Genomic DNA, 19,579 nt, shown 5'->3' with positions numbered 1-19,579 from the left:
GCCTGAGCTTCGCCACGCGGGCCCGCCAGACCGCTCTTATGCAAGCCTCGTCGCTATCCGGACGCGCCACGCCGCTCCTAGGCAAGCACATCTTCCTCGACCGCGCCCAGTCACCCATCCTGCTCCGGGACATGTCCAGCTGCGCGGCCCAAGAGCGGAGATGTACCCGCGGTAGCAACTGGCAGCGGGGACATGTCCAGTCTTCGGGCCAGGGAATGGCCACGAGTGGATTATGTCCACTGGTTCGGACCAGCGGAGGGCATGCCGCGCAGTCAGATCCCGCGGCGAGGCACATGTCCGGTGGTTGCTTCTCGGGCCGGAGCATGTCCGGTGGTTGCTTCTCGGGCCGGAGCATGTCCGGTGGCTGGTTCTCGGGCCGGAGCATGTCCGGTGGTTGGTTCTCGTGGCGGGGGACACGTCCACTGGTGCGGGTCAGGGCAGGGCATCCGCTGGCGGGGGTCAGGGCAGGGCAGGTCCGGAAGACTGTCAAGCGGGTGAATCAGCGTGGGCGGGAAAGACAGGGGAAGTTGCCCAGTTCGCCCGGGTCAGTTCGACGCCCGCCGCATGCATGGCTGCTGGATTTCCGGCCACGATGATGCCGGCAAAACTATCCGAGCCGTCGCCAAGGTCCTGTTCCACCGAACCTACCACTGCGTACACCGGTTTGGTGCCGGCACGGGCCAAGATGGCGGCGATGATCTTCCCTTGGCCCGTCTGGGAATCGAGCCGGCCCTCGCCGACCACAACCGAGCTGCTTGCGGCAAGTTTGGCGTCGAAGCCCAACAAATCCAGCACGTAGTCCGCGCCCGAGACCAAGCTGGCGCCGTAACGTGCCCACATGCCGCCGGAGAAGCCGCCCGCCGCGCCGGTCCGATCCACCAGGCGGGGATCGCGGCCGTAATCGGCGGCAAATCTCCCGGCCTGCAGTTCGAGCCGCCGGGTGAGGTCCGCCACCACGGCCGGGTCTGCGCCCTTTTGCGGTGCAAAAACGCGTGCGGCGTCGGAAAAACGTGTCGTGACGTCGCTCAAAATCACGAGCTCCGCACCGCCGAGGCCGCCGCGCTCCTCGATCGCCGCAATGGCGCCGGCGCCACCGTCGGTCGTGGCGGACCCGCCGGCCGCGACCAGCAGCCGGCGGGCGCCGAGCCGGACGGCTTCCGCAATGAGCACGCCAGTCCCGTAGGTGCTCGCCGCTACCGGATCCCGGTCCCCGGAGGCCGGCAGGTTGAGTCCGCTGGCGAAGGCTAGCTCGACGACCGCCGCGCCGTCGTCGGTCAGGGCGATGGCGGCGTCGACCGCGTCACCCCACGGACCCACAGTGCCGACCTTCACCGGCCTGGCATCCAGGCCTCCTGCCAAGACATCGAAGGTGCCCTCGCCGCCGTCGGCCACGGGCAGTTCGACGGCGGCGCCGCCGGCAGAGCGGATGCCTGCGGCAATGTGTGCCGCGACCTCGGGCGCGGTGAAGGTGCCCTTGAAGCTGTCCGGGGCCACGAGAATGCTCATTCGCTCAGAAACCCACCTTGTCCCGGCCCTTGAGCTGCAGCATTTCGCGGGCCTCGTCGGGAGTGGCGACCTCAAAGTTGAGGGCTTCCAGGATGGTGCGGATCCGGGTGACCTGTTCGGCGTTGGACGCGGCGAGCTGTCCCGGCCCGATCCACAGGGAATCCTCCAGTCCCACCCGGACGTGCGAGCCCATGGCTGCGCCGATGGTGGCGAGCGGCATCTGGTTCCTGCCGGCGCCCAGGATGGACCATTCGTAGTCCCCGCCCAGCAGCCGGTCCGCGGTGCGGCGCATGTGCATGAGGTCCTCGGGGTGCGCGCCGATGCCGCCGAGCAGGCCGAAGACCGACTGGACGAACAGCGGGCCCCTGGCCAGTCCGCGGCCGTGGAAGTGCGCGAGGTTGTTCAAGTGCGAAATGTCGTAGCACTCGAACTCGAAGCGCGTGCCGTTCTCGCTGCCGATGCCCAGGATGGTCTCGATGTCCTGGAAGGTGTTTTTGAAAACAAGGTCGCGGCTCTTTTCGAGCCCTTCGCGCTCCCAGGCGTGGCCAAACTCCGTGAAGCGGTCCAGCATCGGGTACAGCCCGAAGTTCATCGAGCCCATGTTCAGCGAGGCGAGCTCGGGCTTGAACAGCGCCGCCGGCTGCATCCGCTCCTCGACGCTCATGTGCGGTGAGCCGCCCGTGGTGATGTTGATGACGGCGTCGGTGTTCCGCTTGAGCTTGTCCAGGATCGGGGCGAAGTGCTCCGGGTCCTGGGAGGGGCGGCCGTCCTTCGGGTCGCGGGCGTGCATGTGCACAATCGCGGCGCCGGCCTCGGCGGCGCCGATCGCGGCGTCGGCAATCTCCTCGGGCGAGACCGGCAGGTGCGGGGACATGGACGGGGTGTGGATGGCGCCGGTAACGGCGCTGGTGATGATGACCTTGCGGGCAGCAGCCATGGGAATGTCTCCTTGGTGGGCGGATTGTGGGGCGGCGGATCGTGGACGGACCAGATCCGCGGGTCAGGTCAGTAGAGCTTTTCGGTGTTGCCGTCGACGGCGAGGGCCTGGCCGTTGACGTTGCGGGCCAGGTCGCTGGCCACGAACGCTGCCATGTTGGCGATGTCCTCGGCCTCGATCAGCCGGCCCAGTGAGGACTGGTTGTGGTACAGCGCGGACACCTCGTCCGCCGGCCGGTCCAGCATCTGGGCTTTGGCGGCGATGACGGCGTCGATGCGGGGGCCGTTGACGGCGCCGGGGCAGATGGCGTTGACGCGGATGCCGTCCGGGCCGAGTTCGATCGCGAGCGTCTTGGTCAGCCCCACGACGGCCCACTTCGACGCCGAATAGGCGCTGCGGCCAGCCATGCCCAGCCGCCCTGCGGCCGAGGACAGGTTCACGATCGAGGCGCTGGTCCCTTCACGCAGCAAGGGCAGGGCATGCTTGATGCAGAAGAACTGGCCATGGATATTGACGTCGAAGGTCGCCTTCCACGCCGCGGCATCCAGGGTTTCTAGGGGGCCCGTGGGCCCCGCGATCCCGGCGTTGTTGACCAAGACGTCCAGGCCGCCCAACTCCTCCCTGACGGCGGTCATGAGCCCGCGGACCTGGTCCTCGTCCGAGACATCGCTTACCGCTGCCAAGAGACCGTTGACGCGGGCCTTGTCGACGGCGTCGGGGTCAATGTCGGTGACGAAGACGGCGGCGCCGAGTTCCTGGAACTTGTTGGCGATGGCCAGGCCGATGCCGTTGGCTCCGGCGGTAACCAGAACGCGCTTGGCGGTGAAATCCATGAGTATTCCTTGCGTGAGAGGGCTTGCTGGCCGGGTCCGGACGCGCGGCGCGTCCGGACCCGGCGGAGAGAGTAGTGGGTCAGTGGGCCGCCGGGACGGCCGCGGGCTTCTCGGCGCCGCGCTTGAGCAGCAGGGACAGCAGCGCGCCGATGATGCACATGCCCACGATGAACCACAGGCCGGAAAGCTTGGAGCCGGTGGCGTCCTGCATGAACCCCATGACATAGGGCCCAAGGAAGCCGCCGCAGAGGCCGATGGTGTTGACGAATGCGATGCCGCCGGCGAGGGCGGCGCCGCTGAGGCGGGTGGCGGGGTAGGTGAAGAGGATCGGCTGCAGGGCGAAGAAATTGAAGGCAGCCAGGCAGAAGCCGATCATGCCGAGCAGCGGACCGCCGACGGCACCGAGGGCGAAGCCGGCGACGATGCCGGACATGGTGCCGGTCACCAGCACCCGGGAACGGCGGCCGTCGGTGGCGAAGCGCGGGACCAGGAGGGCCCCGGCGGCGGAGAAGATCCAGGGGATGGCTGTCAGTAGGCCGATCTGCAGCGGGTTGAGCTTGCCGTAAGTGCCAATGATGGAGGGCAGGAAATACGACAGCGCGTAGACGGCGATCTGATGCGTGAAGTAGACGCCGACGACGAGGAGGATCTGCTTGTCCTTCAGGACATCGCGCAGCCGGTGGTTGCCCGAGGCCTCGGCGCCGGCGGTTTCCTCGGCGGCGATTCGGGCCTCGAGATCGGCGGCTTCCTCGGCCGTGAGGAAGCTTGCCTGGCTGGGGCGGTCCGGGAGCTTCTTCCATACGACGTAAGCGAGCAAGCACGCCGGGAGGCCTTCGACGAGGAACATCCACTGCCAGCCGTGCAGGCCGCCAAGCCCGTCCAGGGTCAGGAGCAGGCCGCCCAGCGGGGCGCCGACAATGTTCGCGATGGAGACGCCGAGCAGGAACATTCCGTTGGCCTTGGCGCGGTCCTGCACCACGAACCACTGCGTAAGGAAGTACATGACGCCCGGGAAGAGTCCCGCCTCGGCGACGCCGAGCAGCATCCGCATGATGTAGAAAGACCATTCGCCCTGGACGAAGGCCATGCCGGCGGAAATGATGCCCCAGGTAATCATGATCCGCATGATCCAGAAGCGGGCGCCCACCTTGTGCATGATCAGGTTGGACGGGATTTCGGACAGGGCGTAGGTCAGGAAAAACAGCCCGGCGCCAATGCCGTAGGCGGTGGCCGAGATGCCGAGGTCGATCTCCAGCCTGTCCTTGGCCATGCCGATGTTGGTGCGGTCCAGGAAGGCCATGATGTAGGCGCCGATCAGCAGCGGCATGACGCGGCGGAGGATCACGCCGTTTATTTCCTGCGGTGTGCGCATCTTCGTTGGTGCGGATACAACTGACATGGGTCGGGGTCCTTGGGTAGGTGGGCGGGGAAAAGTCGGGCCAGATCGGGTGTGCGGTTGGGCAAACGGGGGCTATGCAGCCGCGGCGGGCGCGCGGCGCTTCTGTCGGTAGGGATTCGTGAACGTGTAGAGCCGACCACAGATGGACGGGCCGGCGGGAGGGTGCCTCCGGCTTCAGATGTCCGGCGGCGTGCAGCCGCACGTCCGCCCGATATGCAGGCGGTGCTGGCACACTTTTGAGGTGTAGGTGGCGGACGGGGAATCGATGCGTTTGAGCAGCATGGCGAACGCCTCGTTGGCCATTTCCTGCTGCGGCTGGACAATGCTGGTTAGGTTGATCAGCCCGGAGCGGCTGTGGGGCAGACCGTCACAGCCGGCGACGGCGACGTCGTCGGGGATGCGCAGGCCGCGGGAGAGGGCGTATTCCATGACGCCGATGGCAAGTTCGTCGCTGCCGCACACCACGGCCTGGGGCGGAGTTCCGGCGGAGAACAGACGTTCCGCTGCCAGCCGGCCGCCCTCGTTGTTGACCCTGGTGCTGATCTTCCGGTCGCCACTAATCGTGATGCCCGCCGCGGCGGCGGTGCGGACAAACGCTTGCTCGCGGGCCAGGGAAGCCGTGGAAAAGCGGGGGCCGATTACCGTCGCGATTTCGGTGAAGCCGTGGCTGAGCATGTGCTGCATCAGCGTGGTGGCGGCCGCGTCGTCGTCGATCCCGACGAAGTCCGAGTCGAGGAAGTCTGCCCGGCGGGACAGGCACACATAGGGGATCCGGGCCGCCCTGAGGGTGCGGAGCGCGGTGGCATCGTCCCGGAGCGAGGCGGCAAGGATGATGCCATCCACGTTGCGGTGCGCGAGCGTCGAGGTGACCTGGGCTAGCACGTACGGATCGTCCTGGGTGGTGGCGACGAACACTTCGTAGCCGGACTCTGCCGCGGCCGTGATGACACCCTGTGCCCACCGCGGAAACATCGGATTGATGATGTTCGGGAGGATCAGCCCGATGACCCGGGTCCGCTGCGGATCAGTTGACTGCGAGGGCTTACGGGGCCTGAAGCCGAGCTCGTTCGCGACGTGGATAATGTGGCGGCGGGTTTCCGGCGAGACGCCGCCCTTGCCGTTGAGGACGTAGGAGACGGCAGCCGAGGAAACCCCGGCGGCCCTGGCCACTGCGGCGGCGGACACCGGCGGGACGGGGCCTTTCACGGTGATGCCTGCGGCGTGTTCCTGCATGTCCGGCCCTCCTTCGCGTCGGTTCCTGTTGCTGTGACCTCAGTTACAGTAGGGAGCCCCCTGATCGTTAAGCAACGTTAAGTGTTTCACGCGGGCTACGCGGCGGTGGTCCCGGGGCGTGATCTTCTTTTGGTTTCCGCGCGGTTGGATATGCGCGTTTCCGGGGTTCCGCGGCGGACATGCTCATTCTTCGTAGATAGGCGGCGGGGCATGCTCATTTTTCGGCGCCCTGCCCTGGGGCATGTTCATTCTTGGCGACCGAATGGGGGGACATGTCCAGCTTTTGACACCAGGGGTGGACATAACAGGAGCATGTCCACTCCTCGGGCTCGGGTGAGGGCATGTCCGGAGTCGGACCCGGGCGGGGGCATGTCCGGGGTTGGGGTCGGCGCAGCACCCGGCGGCCCGCGCCCCGACGCGGGTCCCTGCCTCGTCCACCGGCCCGGCGCGGCACCCGGCGGCGGGAACGCCGTGCCCCTAGACAGGGGTTTCGCTGTCGGCAAACATGGAGCCAACGTCCCCCATTCTAAAGTTGAGCCATGTAGACTCAACTTTGAAGCCAGGACCATTCCGGAAGGAGCCCCCTTTGGACGCCAAATTCACCACCAAGAGCCAGGAAGCTCTCGCTGCGGCAGCCATGAACGCCTCGACAGCGGGAAACCCGCAGCTAGAACCCGCCCACCTGCTCAAGGCGCTCATGGACCAGCGGGAGGGCGTCGCCGTCGCGCTGCTCCGCGCCACCGGCGCCGACCCGGACACCGTCAGCGTCCAGGCCAGCACAGCCATCAAGGCGCTGCCCTCCACCTCCGGCAGTTCTGTGCAGCAGGCGCAGCTGTCCCGCACCGGGCTGCAGGCGATCCAGAACGCCCAGAACGAGGCCGAGCGGCTCGGGGACAGCTTTGTCTCCACAGAACACCTGCTGCTGGGCCTGGCGGCCGGGAGCGACGGCGTCGGGAAGCTCCTGCGCGAGGCCGGCGCCTCGCACGAGGCGCTGCTGGCCGCCCTGCCCGGCGTCCGCGGCGACCGCAAAGTGGACAACGCCGACCCCGAAAACTCCTTCCAGGCGCTGGAAAAGTACGGCACGGACCTCACCGCAATTGCCCGCTCGGGCAAGCTTGACCCGGTGATCGGCCGCGACGCCGAGATCCGCCGCATCATCCAGGTGCTGAGCCGCCGCACCAAGAACAACCCGGTGATCATCGGCGAGCCCGGCGTCGGCAAGACCGCCGTCGTCGAAGGTCTCGCCCAGCGGATCGTGGAAGGCGACGTGCCCGAAAGCCTGCGCGGCAAAACCCTGATCGCGCTCGACCTGGCCTCCATGGTGGCCGGAGCCAAGTACCGCGGCGAATTTGAGGAACGGCTAAAGGCGGTCCTGGAGGAAATCAAGGGGTCCGAGGGGCAGATCGTCACGTTCATCGACGAACTCCACACGGTGGTGGGCGCCGGCGCCTCCGGCGACAGCTCCATGGATGCCGGCAACATGCTCAAGCCCATGCTGGCCCGCGGTGAGCTGCGGCTGATCGGTGCCACCACGCTGGATGAGTACCGCGAGAACATCGAAAAGGACCCCGCTCTGGAGCGCCGGTTCCAGCAGGTTTTTGTGGGCGAGCCGAGCGTTGAGGACACCATCGGCATCCTGCGCGGGCTCAAGGAGCGCTACGAGGCCCACCACAAGGTCTCCATCGCCGACTCCGCCCTCGTCGCGGCCGCTACGCTCTCGAACCGGTACATCTCCGGGCGGCAGCTGCCGGACAAGGCGATCGACCTCGTGGACGAGGCCGCATCACGGCTGCGCATGGAAATCGATTCCGCCCCGGAGGAGATCGATCAGCTGCGCCGCCAGGTGGACCGGCTGACCATGGAAGAACTGGCCCTGGCCGGCGAGACCGATCCCGCCTCCGTGGAGCGCCTGGCGGCCCTGCGCGCGGACATGGCGGACAAGAAGGAAGAGCTCGCGGCCCTCAATGCCCGCTGGGAGGCCGAGAAGGCTGGCCTGAACCGCGTGGGGGACCTGCGGGCAAAGCTCGACGAGCTCCGCTCCGCCGCCGACAAGGCCCAGCGCGAGGGGGACCTCGAGACGGCATCGAGGGTCCTCTACGGTGAGATCCCTGCCCTGGAACGGGAGCTGAACGCCGCAGCCGCGGCCGAAGCCGCTGTGCCCGACAAGTCCGCGCAGATGGTCGCCGACGAAGTCACCGCCGATGACATCGCCGAGGTGATTTCGGCCTGGACCGGCATCCCGGCCGGGCGCATGCTGCAGGGCGAGAGCCAGAAGCTGCTGAACATGGAACACGTCCTGGGCGAACGGCTGATCGGCCAGAAGAAGGCCGTCGCCGTAGTCTCCGACGCCGTGCGCCGCGCCCGTGCGGGAATCAGCGATCCCAATCGGCCCACCGGCTCCTTCCTCTTCCTCGGCCCCACCGGTGTGGGCAAGACCGAGCTCGCCAAGTCCCTCGCCGATTTCCTCTTCGACGACGAGCGCGCGATGGTGCGGATCGACATGTCCGAATACTCGGAGAAGCACTCCGTGGCCCGGCTCGTCGGCGCCCCTCCCGGGTACGTCGGCTACGAGGAAGGCGGCCAGCTGACCGAGGCCGTCCGGCGGCGCCCGTACTCGGTGCTGCTGCTCGACGAGGTGGAAAAGGCCCACCCGGAGGTCTTCGACATCCTCCTGCAGGTACTCGACGACGGCCGGCTCACCGACGGCCAGGGCCGCACCGTCGACTTCCGCAACGTGATCCTGGTGCTCACCTCGAACCTCGGCAGCCAGTTCCTTGTGGACCCCAACCTCGACGCCGAGGCCAAGCGGAATGCCGTCATGGCCACCGTGCACGCGTCCTTCAAGCCGGAGTTCCTGAACCGGCTGGACGAGGTGGTGCTGTTCGACCCGCTGAACGTGGAGGAGCTTTCCCAGATCGTGGAACTCCAGGTCAAGGAGTTGGGCGAGCGTCTCAAGGGCCGCAGGCTGAATTTGGAAGTTACCGACGGCGCCCGCGCCTGGCTTGCGGTCACCGGCTTCGACCCCGCGTACGGCGCCCGGCCGCTGCGCCGACTGGTGCAACGCGAGATCGGCGACCGGCTGGCCAAGGCCATCCTGGCCGGCGAGATCTCGGATGGTGACACGGTTGTGGTGGACACCGCGCCTGATCTGATGGAACTCACCATGGGCGGGCGGGAAACCGCGGACTGGCCCGACGACGGCGCGTCCGCCGGCGCGCCCGCCGGCCTGTCCACCGGCGGCGGGCTCTCGGTCCGGCGCAAGGAGTAGGGGGCGGGGGCCCCGTGGGCTGGAAAGCCGTCGGGAGCCGCCGCGCGCGGCCGGAAGAGTAACTTAAGCGCCACTGGCAGCCGGGATCGTCCCGGCTGCCAGTGCTGTATGACGGGGCAGGGTTAAGGGAGCAGGGATTTCGTGAGCACGTTTCCTGCATCTGTCACGACGTAGCAGTCGACCCGGCGGTCGCCCTTGTTCCAGCTGCTGGAGCTGGGGTAGGCCAGCTTGTAGCTCAGCGCGTCACCGGTCTTGTCCGTCAGGGGCGCCGCCCTGCAGACATCACGCGCCTTTTGCTTGAGCGCTTCCCGGCCGGGGTAGGAGTCCCCGGCCGCGTACTTCTCCACGGCGACCAGCTGCGCCGAGTGGGCGGTGGCGCAGTCGACAACGGTGGACTGCTGCGCATCGGGATCAAAGTCCTTGAAGCAGTCCCGCAGCTGGAAATCCATGGGGGTGACGCCTTCCAGCGGCAAGGTCCCGCGGCTGGCCGGGGCCGAAGCCGGCGCCGCTGCGGCGGCCGGGCTGTTGTCCGCGGAGGTCTGGGCGCCGCCGGCGAATGATGCCACAGCCCACCAGACCAGAAGCCCGAGGACAGCGAGCACAGCCGCGGCCGCGCCGAGCCGCTTGGGCCCGTGGCGGCGGACCCGACGGGCCAGGGGACGGACCCGACGGGCCAGGGGACGGACCCGACGGGCCAGGGGACGGACCCGGTCCGAGAGCGCGGTGATGGCGCCGGCGAAGGCGGCCCCAGGGGCCCTGGCAGCGGGTTTCCCCGCTGGAGGCGCGTCAGGCACCCCGGCCGCCCCGGAAGGCTCGGCGGGTCCGTCCGGGGGGAGCGTCGAATATTTTGCACGCTGTTCCGCATCGATTTCGATAACGGGCAGGGCGGACGTCGGCGGTCTCGAAGGCGGCGGCGGGATTGCCCCGGCGGGCCTTGGATTCTCTTCGCTCAATGAGAAATTCACCACTTCCGTGCGTCTCTTGCCCGGGCTGGAGGCCCGGCGTCGTGGCCCTTTTCTGGGCGCACATCACGAAACTCTATCGAAGATGTACGGCGTGGCGCATACGCCCGGGCCCGCGACCGCAGCTGGCGGAGGCGCCACACTGTCCACAGGGGAGCGGGGCGGCAAGCAGTCGACGCCGAAAGCATGTAATCTAGGTGTACGACAAATTGACCAAACATTCCGGGGCCTCACCGATCGCCAAAGGTGACCACCTCCGGTCCAAGTACAAAAGGGGGTCACGCCATGGGGCGCGGCCGTCAAAAGGCAAAAGCTACCAAGCAGGCTCGGGACATTAAGTACTACTCCCCGAACACTGACTATTCGGCCCTTCAGCGCGAGCTCACGGGTCCGGGAAGTCGTGCCACGAACCACTTCGCGGATGACCCGGTCGAACCGGATTATTCGGCGTACGTGGATAAGTACGCGGACGATTTGGACGACGACGACGAGGTAGATTCCCGTCGTATAGGTTAGTCGGCGCTTCGTCCCGGCAGCCTTGTCCCGCGGGGGCATCATCCAGTGGTGGAAATGCCCGATGGGATCCTTCCGGCACTGCGGTGCCAGTTCATGAATTTCAGGCCGTCGGCCACACCTGTCTCAGGCGTGTCCGGCGGCCTTTCTTGTGCAACGCGGTAGGCGCGGCGTGGTTGGCACAAGACGCTTGGCACTGCGCGGTTGGCACTGCGTAGTAGGCACCCCGCGGTTGGCACTGCCCGGTCACCGCGCGGTTGGCACTGCGTAGTAGGCACCGCGGTTGTCACTCACGGTGCCGCGGACTAGGTTGATCGTGCCGGATTCTCCCGGACACGACCCCATTGCACCGGAAGGACTGCCATGACCATACGCACGGGATTCGCCGAGGGTGAGCTCTGCTGGACGGACCTGCAGACCAGGGACGTGGAGGCGGCCAAGGCCTTCTACGCGGCGGTTTTCGGCTGGCGGTATGAAGACCTGCCCACCCCGGACGGACGCAGTTACGCGCAAGCCTTCCTCGGTGACGCGTTGGTGACGGTGCTCGCCCCGCAAAACACCCAGCAGGAATCCGCGGGAGAACCGGGCCGGTGGAACGTGTATTTCGCGGTCGACGACGCCCGGGACCTGGCTGCCGAACTGGCCCATTCCTCCGGCCAGCTGGAATTCGGCCCCGAGGAGATCGGTGACACCGGCGTCATGGTCTTTTTCGCCCCGCCCGGCGGCGGAACCACCGGCGCCTGGCAGGCGGGCAGCCATTTCGGTGCCGCCCGGAGCCAGGAGACGGGCGCCTTGACTTGGGCCGAACTGCTGACCCCGGACCCGCAGGCGGCCGTCGGGTTCTTCCAGCAGATCTTCGGCCACGAGGTGACCGAATACCCCCAAGACGACGGCGGCACCTACACCACGCTCATGGTGGACGGTACGGAAGTGGCCGGGATCGCACGCGTGCCCGGCGATGCGCAGGACACCCTCCAGCCCGGGTGGCAGGTGTATTTCGGTGTGTCCGACGTCGCGGAGGCGGTGCAGGCCGCAGTAGCTGCGGGCGGCGTCGTGCTGATTGAACCGGAGGAGGGCGAGGAAGCCGGCAGCATCGCCACCCTCCAGGACCCGCAGGGCGGCGTTTTCAACCTGCTGGAGGTCTAAAAACAGATCGCGTGGGCCCCACCGGCCCCTCGCCTCGCAAGCTCGGCGCTCGCGGGAGACCTCGGTCCGTTTAGGCGTAATCGTTGACCAGGCGGACAGCGCCGCCGTCGACGCCCTTGGCGCCCTGGACGTAATCGGGGCCCGTCTTCACGATCGAATCCGAGTTCTCCTCGACGGTGCCCATGATCCAGGACGGCAGGCCGCAGTCGTTGAGCCGGTTGACCGCGGCGTCGGCGGCTTCCGGGGACACAATGGCGACCATGCCCACGCCCAAATTCAGGGTGCGCTCGAGGTCGGCGAGGGGGACGTTGCCGAGCTCGGAGACCAGCTTGAAGATGGCCGGCAGTTCCCACGTGGCACGGTCAACGGTGGCCAGCAGGCCCTGCGGGAGGACCCGGGCGAGGTTGGCGGCGAGCCCGCCGCCGGTGACGTGGCTGAAGCCGTGGACGGCCTTGCCGCCGGGACCGGCGTTGACCGGGAAGGTGCGGGCGAGGTCCAGGCAGTCCGCGGCGTAGACGCGGGTCGGTTCGAGGAGTTCCTCGCCCAGCGTGCGGCCCAGTTCGGAGACCTGGCGGTCCAGGGCCCAGCCTGCGTGGTTGATGACGCGGCGGACCAGGGAGTAGCCGTTGGAGTGCAGACCGGACGAGGCCATGCCGATCACGACGTCGCCGGCGCGGACACGGTCCGGGCCGAGCAGTTCGGAGGCCTCGACAACGCCGGTGGCGGCACCGGCGACGTCGTACTCGTGCTCGCCCAGCAGGCCGGGGTGCTCGGCAGTTTCGCCGCCCACCAAGGCAGTGCCGGCGACCGAGCAGGCGGCCGCGATGCCGCGGACGATGTCGGCGATGCGCTCGGGCACCACCTTGCCGCAGGCGATGTAGTCGGTCATGTAGAGCGGCTCGGCGCCCACCACCACGATGTCGTCCACCACCATGCCGACGAGGTCGTAGCCGATGGTGTCGTGGATGTCCATAGCCTGGGCGATGGCCACCTTGGTGCCGACGCCGTCGGTGGATGTGGCCAGGAGGGGCCGCTTGTAGGTCAGCAGCTTGGAGACGTCGTAGAGGCCGGCGAATCCGCCGACGCCGCCGATCACCGAGGCGTTGTGGGTTGCCTTGACGGCATCCTTCATGAGCTCGACGGCGCGGTCTCCCGCCTCGACGTCGACGCCGGCGGAGGCGTAGGTGATGCCGGAGTTCTGGGCGGCGTTCATGTCAGCGGCCGGGGAGGCGGAAGTCATACTGGCTCTTTCTTGTCGGCTGTGGTGACGCGGTCGGCATCGGTGAGCAGTTCTTCGAATTCCGAGTCCGGCCCCGGATCGCAGCCCGTGGCGCCGGCTTTCTCGGCCGGATCCTCGCCGGCGGGGATCGCGGTGCCGGGGTCGGCGTCGGACGGTGCCGCAGCGGCCGGAGCCGCGCCGGGCACAGCCGCGCCGGAGGCCGGAAGACCGCCGAGGTCCGTGCGCTCGAGCAAGTTCTTGCCGAGCTTGTCGGAGCCGGGCAGCTCGATCGGGTATTTGCCGGTGAAGCAGGCGGTGCAGAGGCGTTCGCGCGGCTGGCGGGTGGCGGCGATCATGCCGTCCTCGGAGATATAGGCCAGTGAGTCGGCACCGATCGCCTGGGAGATCTCGTCAATCGTGGCGCCGTTCGCGATCAGTTCCGCGCGGGAGGCGAAGTCGATGCCGTAAAAACACGGCCACTGCACCGGTGGCGAGGAAATCTTGACGTGCACGGAGGCGGCCCCGGCCTCCCGGAGCATCCGGACGATGGCACGCTGGGTGTTGCCGCGGACGATTGAGTCGTCCACCACCACTACGCGCTTGCCGCGGATCACGGATTCCAAGGCGTTGAGCTTCAGCCGGATGCCGAGCTGGCGCAGGGTCTGCGAGGGCTGGATGAAGGTGCGGCCCACGTAGGCGTTTTTGACGAAGCCGTGCGCGAACGGGATGCCGGATTCCTCGGCGTAGCCGACGGCGGCGGGCGTGCCGGATTCCGGGACCGGAATGACGATGTCCGCTTCCTGGGTGTTCTCGCGGGCCAGCTGGCGGCCCATCTCCACGCGGGATTCGTAGACTGAACGGCCGGCGATGGCGGCGTCCGGGCGGGCGAGGTAAACGTACTCGAAGACGCAGCCTGCGGGTGTCGCCTCGGCGAAGCGCTGGGCTCGGACGCCGTCCTCGTCGATCGCGATGAATTCGCCGGGTTCGATTTCGCGGATGAAGCTCGCGCCGACCGTGGCCAGGGCGGACTGTTCGGAGGCGACCACCCAGCCGCGCTCCAGCCGGCCGAGGCACAGTGGGCGGATGCCGTAGGTGTCGCGGGCCGCGTAGAGGGTGCCCTCATCCATGAAGACGAAGCAGAAGCCGCCCTTGATCTTGGGCAGGAGTTCCATGGCGGTCTGCTCGAGGGACTTGCCCGCTTCGCCCTCCAGGAGCGCCGTGACCAGGGCGGTGTCCGAGGTGTTGCCCTGCTTCATTTCGCCGCTGAGGTTTCCGCCGGTGCGGTCGGTAATCATGGCCTTGAGTTCGGCCGTGTTCGTCAGGTTGCCGTTGTGGGCCAGCGCCACGGTGCCCGTGGCCGTCGCGCCCAGGGTGGGCTGGGCATTGGCCCAGTGGCTCGCACCCGTAGTGGAATAGCGGCAGTGGCCGACGGCCAGGTGCCCGGTCAGGGTGTTCAGCGTCGCCTCGTCGAAGACCTGGGATACGAGGCCCATGTCCTTGTAGACGTTGATCCGCTTGCCGTCGCTGGTTGCAATGCCAGCCGACTCCTGACCGCGGTGCTGCAGTGCATACAGCCCGTAATAGGTAAGTTTTGCTACTTCTTCACCGGGTGCCCAAACCCCGAAGACGCCGCATGCGTCCTGGGGGCCTTTTTCGCCTGGGAGAAGATCATGAGAAAGTTTTCCATCGCCGCGTGCCACTGGTCGATTATCTCACGATGTGCGCTAAGACTTTTCCGGCGGCCGGATTATGACCTGCCGGCCAGCTCAGGCGCGATTCCCGCCGTCGGCTTCCGGCGTGTCAGGCGCGGAGTCCCCCACGGACTCGACGACGGCGCGTTCCGCCCGGCGGACACTCAGCCGATCCAGCACCAGGGCCGCGACGGCACCGAGGATGACGCCGCCGGCCGCGCAAAGAACCATGAAGAAGCCGAAGACTGAGCTGCTGTCGTAGCTGGCGTCGCCGGGGAGGGTGTAGGCGATGACGGCGGCGACGCCCACGCCCACGAGCCCGCCCAGGATCAGGAAAGGCACATACTTCGGTGCCCGGCGGACGGTGACCTCGCGCCGCTCCGGGGCGGTGCCGGGGGCTGGTTCCCGCTGGGGGTCGGTGCCTGCGGAGCCGGGTGTTTCGTGGGGAGACATGCCGTTAAGCCTACTGCCCTTGGACTCATTGCCGGGGACTGGTTCCCGGGGCAAACTAGGTGTGGGGGAGGGCTAGGTGCAGACGAGCTAAGGAACCGCCATGTTAGCCTCGGCCGGCCGCATTCGAGAAGAGCAACGTTTGATCTGGGACGAGTTCTCGGCGGGCTGGAAGAAATGGGACGCTGAACTGCGCGGCTGGCACGCCCCCTTCGGTGCGGCCCTGCTCCGGGAACTGCGGCTGCGTCCCGACGCCTGGGTGCTGGATGTCGCGGCAGGCTCCGGGGAACCCGGACTTAGCGCTGCTGAGCAGGTGCCGGACGGTCGGGTGGTCCTTGCCGACATCTCGGCCGGGATGCTGCGCGTGGCCCGGGAGAAGACAGCGGCCCGTGGCCTGACAAATGTGGACTTTGAGGTTTGCGATGCCGCCGCGATGCCCTTCGGTGATAACACCTTCGACGCCGTGTACTGCCGCTTCGGTTTCATGTACTTTCCGGTGATGTCTGCGGCCATGGGTGAGATGGTCCGGACCGCCAAGTCCGGCGGTCGGGTTGGTGCGGTCGTTTGGGGCCGGGCCGCCGAGAACCCGTGGGCCAGCCTGATCCTCGGCACGATCGCCCGGCACCATGAGTTGCCCTTTCCGCCCGGAGGGGTTCCGGGACTGTTCCGCTGTGCACCCACCGGCTTCATGACCCGCATGTTCAAGGACGCCGGGCTCTCCGACGTGGCGGAGTACAAGGTCAACACCGACTTGGTGCACGAATCCCCCGAGAGCTACTGGGAGTCCATGACGGACATGGCGACCACCATGGCGATGGGCCTTGCCAAAGCCGATGAGGAATCGCGTGCCCTGATCCGGTCGGACGTCTTCCAGCTGCTGAGCCGCTACGAGCACGACGGCGCGATCCGGCTGAGGTCCACAGCCACGGTGGTGGCCGGAACGAAGCCGTAGGCTGCCGGGCGGTTATCCCGCAGATACCGCAGCCGCGGCGGTTTCGGACGGCGGCGCCGGATTCGGACGGCCGCGCCGGGTTCGGACATCGGCGCCGCTATGAGACGGGCGCACCGGGGATCCGCTGGGCGGATGTCCGATTCCGTAGCGGTTTCCCGGGGGCGTAACGGGATCAGCGAGTGGCTGCGGGGTTCTCGTGCCGGGGAAGGGGACGGCTGCCTGGTTTCGCGGCGGTTTCGGACGGCGGCGCCGCTAAGGGACGGGCGCGCCGGGGATCCGCATAGCGGATGTCCGATTCCGTGGCGGTTTCCCGGAAGCGTAGCGATTCGCCTAAAACGTAGCGGTTTCCCGGGGGCGTAGCGCTTTACCGGACGCGCCGCGGGGTCAGCGCCGGCAGGACCGGAGCGGTTGCCGGGGAACGCCAGCCGCCGCCAGGAATGCGCCAAATGTTTCCGGACTGGACAGCTCCGACCAGGTCCAACGGATCACGCGTCGGCCCGTGGCTCTGATCCGGTCCTCCCGGCGTTTTTCGTCGATCAGGGCTTCAGCTGGCGTCCGGCCCTGCAGATACTCCGGCTTGCGGTACTTCACGAGGCCGTCGAATTCTCCGCAAAGCAGCTCGTCTGGCCACTCAAAGTCTGTGAAGGCCACCAGCCCGCGGGCGTCGCGGATTTCGACCTGAAGGAGGGGAGCCCGAAAGCCGAGCCGGTGCATCAGGGCGCGGCTCACCGATTCGCCCGGGGAGCCGGACGACGGATTGGCGAAGGCCAGGGCGGTCCGGATGCGCCGGGCCGCGGCTTTTGTGTAGTTGCCATCGATGCCGGCGTCGAGTTCCTCGCGGCTGAGCGGTGCAAGGCTGAGCGGTGCACGGCTGGGCGGTGCAAGTCTGAGCGGTGCAAGGTTGTCAGCCTGCGGCCGGAGCACGTGGTCGAACACCGTGACGCCCTGCTCGAACGACTCGAAAGCTGCCAAGTCCAAGGCTGTCCGGACGGGGTCCGTGACCAGGGGCCCCTGACGTTCCTCGATCCGCGCCGAGTCCAATTCGACGAAATGGCGGCGGACGCCGGCACGCGAGCGTCCGCCGCCGTCGTCGGAAGTACAGGCGTGCACTACATGGTGGTGGCCCAGCAGCGGCATGTCCCACAGCGCGGCCGAGGATTGGCGGCAGAACACAGTGCGGCTCCTCAGCGTGGAGGCCGCCGCCCTGATGAGGACCGGATACCTGCCCCCCGCCAAAGAGCTTCCCACTCCTGCCTCCGAACGTACACGCCCTGCCTGATGCGCCGGAGCTGCCCGGAGATGGCCTGGCGCGCAAGGCCCCGCGCGTCGTGGCCGAGTCGGGCGAGATCGCTGCTCAGAATCAGTGGCGGTAGGTCCATGCCCCGATCGTGGTCCGAAACGTTTGGCCCGGACAACCGTCGGCGGGGCGGATGTGGAGAACTATTCCGCGCCGTTTCCGGACGGGCGCTTGGCTATCAGACAAGCGCGGCGCGGATCCGCGCCGCATGCATCCGAATCCGTCGCTGTGGTCCTAAACGGCAGCGAAAACCGGAAACGCGGACAACGGGAGCCGCGGACCGGCAACCGTAGCCGGGGTCCGGCAACCGTCCGCGGGCAACGGGAGCCGCGCTCCGACAACCCGACAACGGACCGAAGCCGCGCCCGGGGAACTAGACGCCGAGCTCTTCCTTCAGTGCGGCGACGTGGCCTTGGGCCTTGACCTGGTACTGCGCCAGCTTCACCTTGCCCTCGGGGTCCAGCACCACAGTGGAGCGGACGATGCCCTCAGTGATCTCGCCCTGGACCAGCTTCTCGCCCCAGGCGCCGTAGGCGAGGGCAACCGCGTGGTCCTCGTCGGCCAGGAGCGGGAAGGTCAGGGCGAAGTCGCCGGTGAAGTGGGCCAGGGCCTCGGGGGCGTCGGGGGAGATGCCCAAGACTTCGTAGCCTGAACCCTGCAGGGACGACAGGTTGTCGCGGAAGTCGCAGGCCTCGGTGGTGCAGCCCGGGGTCGCGGCCTGCGGGTAGAAGTAGACAATGACGTTCTTGCCGCGGTAGTCGGCCAGGGACACGGGCTTGCCTGCAGCGTCGGGCAGGGTGAATTCCGGGGCCGGCGTGCCGGGCTGGAGCTTGACGGTGTGATTGGCTTTCATGGGGTGATCCTTCAGGCAGAGGGGAACGGGTCTGTGGTGCACAACACCGGCGTCACAGACTGTATTCCGCCGCCGGGGGCCCTCAAGGAGGCCATCCCGGTTCGGCTTGGGGAACGCCCGCCGTTCACGATAAAGCCGCTGGCCAGACGGTCGGCGGCCCGCATGTCCTCGATGGCGACGAAGGCGGTTACGCGTCCACACAGTGCCGGCCGTCCCGCGCTGACAGCCTTTTCAAAGCTCAGACATAGCTGCCGTGGCTAAAGTGGAACCACTATGGAACAGCACACGCCACCGCAACGAGCAGCCGGATCCCGGCGCACCGCAGGCAGCGGAACTGAGGGCAGCAGGCCCGGTTGGCTGGCCGGGCGGCCGCGCCTCCTGGTTGGGACCGCCTGCGCCGCAGCGCTCGCCGTCGCGCTGGCGGCCGGCTTTTTCTCGACCGCGGAGGCACGAACGACGATGGCGGCCACCGGTTTCATCGCAGGCGTTCCCGGGGCGGGCGGCAGCGCCTCGGCGTCAGCCGGCCCCAATGCGTCGGCCCCGGCGACCGCACCGGTTGCGGGCATCGACGAGGCGCTGGACTCGAAAATCAACGCCGTTCTCGAGGCCAACAGCCAGTACCAGATCGGTGTGGCACTGATGGACGTGTCCTCCGGCGCCGGCTCCGCGAACGATGTCCACGAGTATGGGGTCCGGGATGCATTCGTAGCGGCCAGCACCGCCAAAGTCCTGGCCGCCGCAGCCTACTACCACCTGGTGGAAACCGGCGCCGCCACCCTCGATGACCCGATGGGGGCTTACACGTCCGGGTTCCAACTCCGCGAAATGATCCAGCAAAGCGACAACGACTCGTGGTCGCTGATCATGAACGCGGTGGGCCACGCGGAACTGACCCAGTACGCGGCATCGATCGGCGTGGACTACGACCCGGAAACCAACACGCTGACCCCCGCCGAGATGGCCACCGTCCTGGCCGGGGTCTACTCCGGAACACTCCTGAACGCCGAGGACACCGCCCAGCTGCTGTCCTACATGCAGGACACCAACTACGAGACGCTCATTCCCGCCGCTGTGCCGGAAGGGATCACGGTCTTTCATAAGTACGGGCTGCTGGGCCCTGAACTGCACGACGTCGGCATCCTCGCCCAAGGTGACAGGGCCTATGCCCTGGTGATCTATACCAAGGGCCAAGGCCTCAGCGATGATCCCGAACGCACCGAGGTAATCCACCAGATCACGAAAACGGTGACTGACGCCTTGTTTTAGCTAGGTCGTGTTAAGTCCGTGCAAGGCCCGCGCTGGGTCTTCCGTGAACGGTGG

The 19,579-nt window shown here is 67.6% G+C and carries 17 protein-coding genes; 6 read left to right on the top strand and 11 right to left on the bottom strand.

The features are described 5' to 3' along the window. Nucleotides 1–486: 486 nt before the first annotated feature. The 5 genes from BM372_RS04830 to BM372_RS04810 form a co-directional block, all read right to left on the bottom strand. A complete protein-coding gene (locus tag BM372_RS04830; RefSeq protein ID WP_090952561.1) occupies nucleotides 487–1,506 on the bottom strand; it encodes a glycerate kinase in 1,020 nt (339 codons plus the stop codon). 4 nt (nucleotides 1,507–1,510) lie between these two features. Then, nucleotides 1,511–2,443: a 3,5-dioxohexanoate:acetyl-CoA acetone transferase gene (locus BM372_RS04825; RefSeq protein WP_090952558.1), complete on the bottom strand. Its 933-nt coding sequence runs from the start codon at nucleotides 2,441–2,443 to the stop codon at nucleotides 1,511–1,513. Between the two features lie 68 nt (nucleotides 2,444–2,511). Then, on the bottom strand, nucleotides 2,512–3,276 hold the full coding sequence (locus BM372_RS04820) for an SDR family oxidoreductase (protein WP_090952556.1): 765 nt from the start codon (nucleotides 3,274–3,276) through the stop codon (nucleotides 2,512–2,514). Between the two features lie 79 nt (nucleotides 3,277–3,355). Then, nucleotides 3,356–4,675: an MFS transporter gene (locus BM372_RS04815; RefSeq protein ID WP_256214034.1), complete on the bottom strand. Its 1,320-nt coding sequence runs from the start codon at nucleotides 4,673–4,675 to the stop codon at nucleotides 3,356–3,358. A gap of 174 nt (nucleotides 4,676–4,849) precedes the next feature. Next, nucleotides 4,850–5,908 carry a LacI family DNA-binding transcriptional regulator gene (locus BM372_RS04810; RefSeq protein ID WP_090952553.1) on the bottom strand — a complete coding sequence of 353 codons (1,059 nt, stop codon included), beginning with the start codon at nucleotides 5,906–5,908 and terminating at the stop codon, nucleotides 4,850–4,852. Nucleotides 5,909–6,494: 586 nt separating this feature from the next. Between BM372_RS04810 and clpB the strand changes: the two genes are divergently transcribed. Beyond that, nucleotides 6,495–9,176, top strand: a complete 2,682-nt coding sequence (gene clpB / locus BM372_RS04805; RefSeq protein ID WP_090952550.1) for an ATP-dependent chaperone ClpB — start codon at nucleotides 6,495–6,497, stop codon at nucleotides 9,174–9,176. Between the two features lie 122 nt (nucleotides 9,177–9,298). Here clpB and BM372_RS04800 read toward each other — a convergent pair whose 3' ends face one another. Continuing rightward, nucleotides 9,299–9,970, bottom strand: a complete 672-nt coding sequence (locus BM372_RS04800) for a septum formation family protein (protein WP_177235875.1) — start codon at nucleotides 9,968–9,970, stop codon at nucleotides 9,299–9,301. 453 nt (nucleotides 9,971–10,423) lie between these two features. On the opposite strand from BM372_RS04800, the gene BM372_RS04795 reads away from it, so the two are divergent. Both BM372_RS04795 and BM372_RS04790 read left to right on the top strand, forming a co-directional pair. Next, nucleotides 10,424–10,654, top strand: coding sequence for a DUF3073 domain-containing protein (locus BM372_RS04795; protein WP_090952544.1), 231 nt, complete (start codon nucleotides 10,424–10,426; stop codon nucleotides 10,652–10,654). Nucleotides 10,655–11,014: 360 nt separating this feature from the next. Next, on the top strand, nucleotides 11,015–11,797 hold the full coding sequence (locus BM372_RS04790; RefSeq protein ID WP_090952540.1) for a VOC family protein: 783 nt from the start codon (nucleotides 11,015–11,017) through the stop codon (nucleotides 11,795–11,797). A gap of 70 nt (nucleotides 11,798–11,867) precedes the next feature. Here BM372_RS04790 and purM read toward each other — a convergent pair whose 3' ends face one another. From purM to BM372_RS04775, 3 genes are all read right to left on the bottom strand, one after another. Beyond that, nucleotides 11,868–13,037, bottom strand: coding sequence for a phosphoribosylformylglycinamidine cyclo-ligase (purM, locus tag BM372_RS04785; RefSeq protein ID WP_090952537.1), 1,170 nt, complete (start codon nucleotides 13,035–13,037; stop codon nucleotides 11,868–11,870). Beyond that, the gene (gene purF / locus BM372_RS04780; protein WP_090952534.1) at nucleotides 13,034–14,716 is read right to left on the bottom strand and encodes an amidophosphoribosyltransferase; all 1,683 of its coding nucleotides are present in this window, start codon (nucleotides 14,714–14,716) and stop codon (nucleotides 13,034–13,036) included. Before purF ends, purM begins: the two co-directional genes overlap by 4 nt. Before the next feature lie 66 nt (nucleotides 14,717–14,782). After that, entirely contained in the window at nucleotides 14,783–15,160 is a 378-nt protein-coding gene (locus BM372_RS04775) for a hypothetical protein (RefSeq protein ID WP_090952531.1), read from the bottom strand. A 100-nt stretch (nucleotides 15,161–15,260) separates the two neighbouring features. Between BM372_RS04775 and BM372_RS04770 the strand changes: the two genes are divergently transcribed. Beyond that, nucleotides 15,261–16,109 carry a class I SAM-dependent methyltransferase gene (locus tag BM372_RS04770; protein WP_090952528.1) on the top strand — a complete coding sequence of 283 codons (849 nt, stop codon included), beginning with the start codon at nucleotides 15,261–15,263 and terminating at the stop codon, nucleotides 16,107–16,109. 384 nt (nucleotides 16,110–16,493) lie between these two features. Here the strand turns inward: BM372_RS04770 and BM372_RS21225 are convergent, their stop codons facing one another. Continuing rightward, on the bottom strand, nucleotides 16,494–16,838 hold the full coding sequence (locus BM372_RS21225; RefSeq protein WP_143111426.1) for a hypothetical protein: 345 nt from the start codon (nucleotides 16,836–16,838) through the stop codon (nucleotides 16,494–16,496). 88 nt (nucleotides 16,839–16,926) lie between these two features. On the opposite strand from BM372_RS21225, the gene BM372_RS21220 reads away from it, so the two are divergent. After that, nucleotides 16,927–17,124: a pentapeptide repeat-containing protein gene (locus BM372_RS21220; RefSeq protein WP_090952522.1), complete on the top strand. Its 198-nt coding sequence runs from the start codon at nucleotides 16,927–16,929 to the stop codon at nucleotides 17,122–17,124. Nucleotides 17,125–17,779: 655 nt separating this feature from the next. On the opposite strand, the gene bcp is transcribed toward BM372_RS21220, so the two are convergent. Beyond that, nucleotides 17,780–18,259 (bottom strand): thioredoxin-dependent thiol peroxidase, encoded by a 480-nt coding sequence (gene bcp / locus BM372_RS04755; protein ID WP_090952520.1) that lies wholly within the window; start codon nucleotides 18,257–18,259, stop codon nucleotides 17,780–17,782. Nucleotides 18,260–18,532: 273 nt separating this feature from the next. On the opposite strand from bcp, the gene BM372_RS04750 reads away from it, so the two are divergent. Continuing rightward, the gene (locus BM372_RS04750) at nucleotides 18,533–19,525 is read left to right on the top strand and encodes a serine hydrolase (RefSeq protein ID WP_256214032.1); all 993 of its coding nucleotides are present in this window, start codon (nucleotides 18,533–18,535) and stop codon (nucleotides 19,523–19,525) included. Nucleotides 19,526–19,579 lie beyond the last annotated feature (54 nt).

Origin of the sequence: Arthrobacter sp. ov118 (genome assembly GCF_900116495.1) — a bacterium.
Taxonomy (GTDB): domain Bacteria; phylum Actinomycetota; class Actinomycetes; order Actinomycetales; family Micrococcaceae; genus Arthrobacter.
Note: the sequence above shows the minus strand (reverse complement) of the source record. Positions and strands in the feature narration are given on the sequence as shown.

Excerpts from the sequence above, each read along its gene's own strand:
- BM372_RS04830 (WP_090952561.1), bottom strand. The coding sequence starts at position 1,506 with ATGAGCATTCTCGTGGCCCCGGACAGCTTCAAGGGCACCTTCACCGCG.
- BM372_RS04825 (WP_090952558.1), bottom strand. The coding sequence starts at position 2,443 with ATGGCTGCTGCCCGCAAGGTCATCATCACCAGCGCCGTTACCGGCGCC.
- BM372_RS04820 (WP_090952556.1), bottom strand. The coding sequence starts at position 3,276 with ATGGATTTCACCGCCAAGCGCGTTCTGGTTACCGCCGGAGCCAACGGC.
- BM372_RS04815 (WP_256214034.1), bottom strand. The coding sequence starts at position 4,675 with ATGTCAGTTGTATCCGCACCAACGAAGATGCGCACACCGCAGGAAATA.
- BM372_RS04810 (WP_090952553.1), bottom strand. The coding sequence starts at position 5,908 with ATGCAGGAACACGCCGCAGGCATCACCGTGAAAGGCCCCGTCCCGCCG.
- BM372_RS04795 (WP_090952544.1), top strand. The coding sequence starts at position 10,424 with ATGGGGCGCGGCCGTCAAAAGGCAAAAGCTACCAAGCAGGCTCGGGAC.
- BM372_RS04790 (WP_090952540.1), top strand. The coding sequence starts at position 11,015 with ATGACCATACGCACGGGATTCGCCGAGGGTGAGCTCTGCTGGACGGAC.
- purM (WP_090952537.1), bottom strand. The coding sequence starts at position 13,037 with ATGACTTCCGCCTCCCCGGCCGCTGACATGAACGCCGCCCAGAACTCC.
- BM372_RS04775 (WP_090952531.1), bottom strand. The coding sequence starts at position 15,160 with ATGTCTCCCCACGAAACACCCGGCTCCGCAGGCACCGACCCCCAGCGG.
- BM372_RS04770 (WP_090952528.1), top strand. The coding sequence starts at position 15,261 with ATGTTAGCCTCGGCCGGCCGCATTCGAGAAGAGCAACGTTTGATCTGG.
- BM372_RS21220 (WP_090952522.1), top strand. The coding sequence starts at position 16,927 with ATGCCGGCGTCGAGTTCCTCGCGGCTGAGCGGTGCAAGGCTGAGCGGT.
- bcp (WP_090952520.1), bottom strand. The coding sequence starts at position 18,259 with ATGAAAGCCAATCACACCGTCAAGCTCCAGCCCGGCACGCCGGCCCCG.
- BM372_RS04750 (WP_256214032.1), top strand. The coding sequence starts at position 18,533 with ATGGAACAGCACACGCCACCGCAACGAGCAGCCGGATCCCGGCGCACC.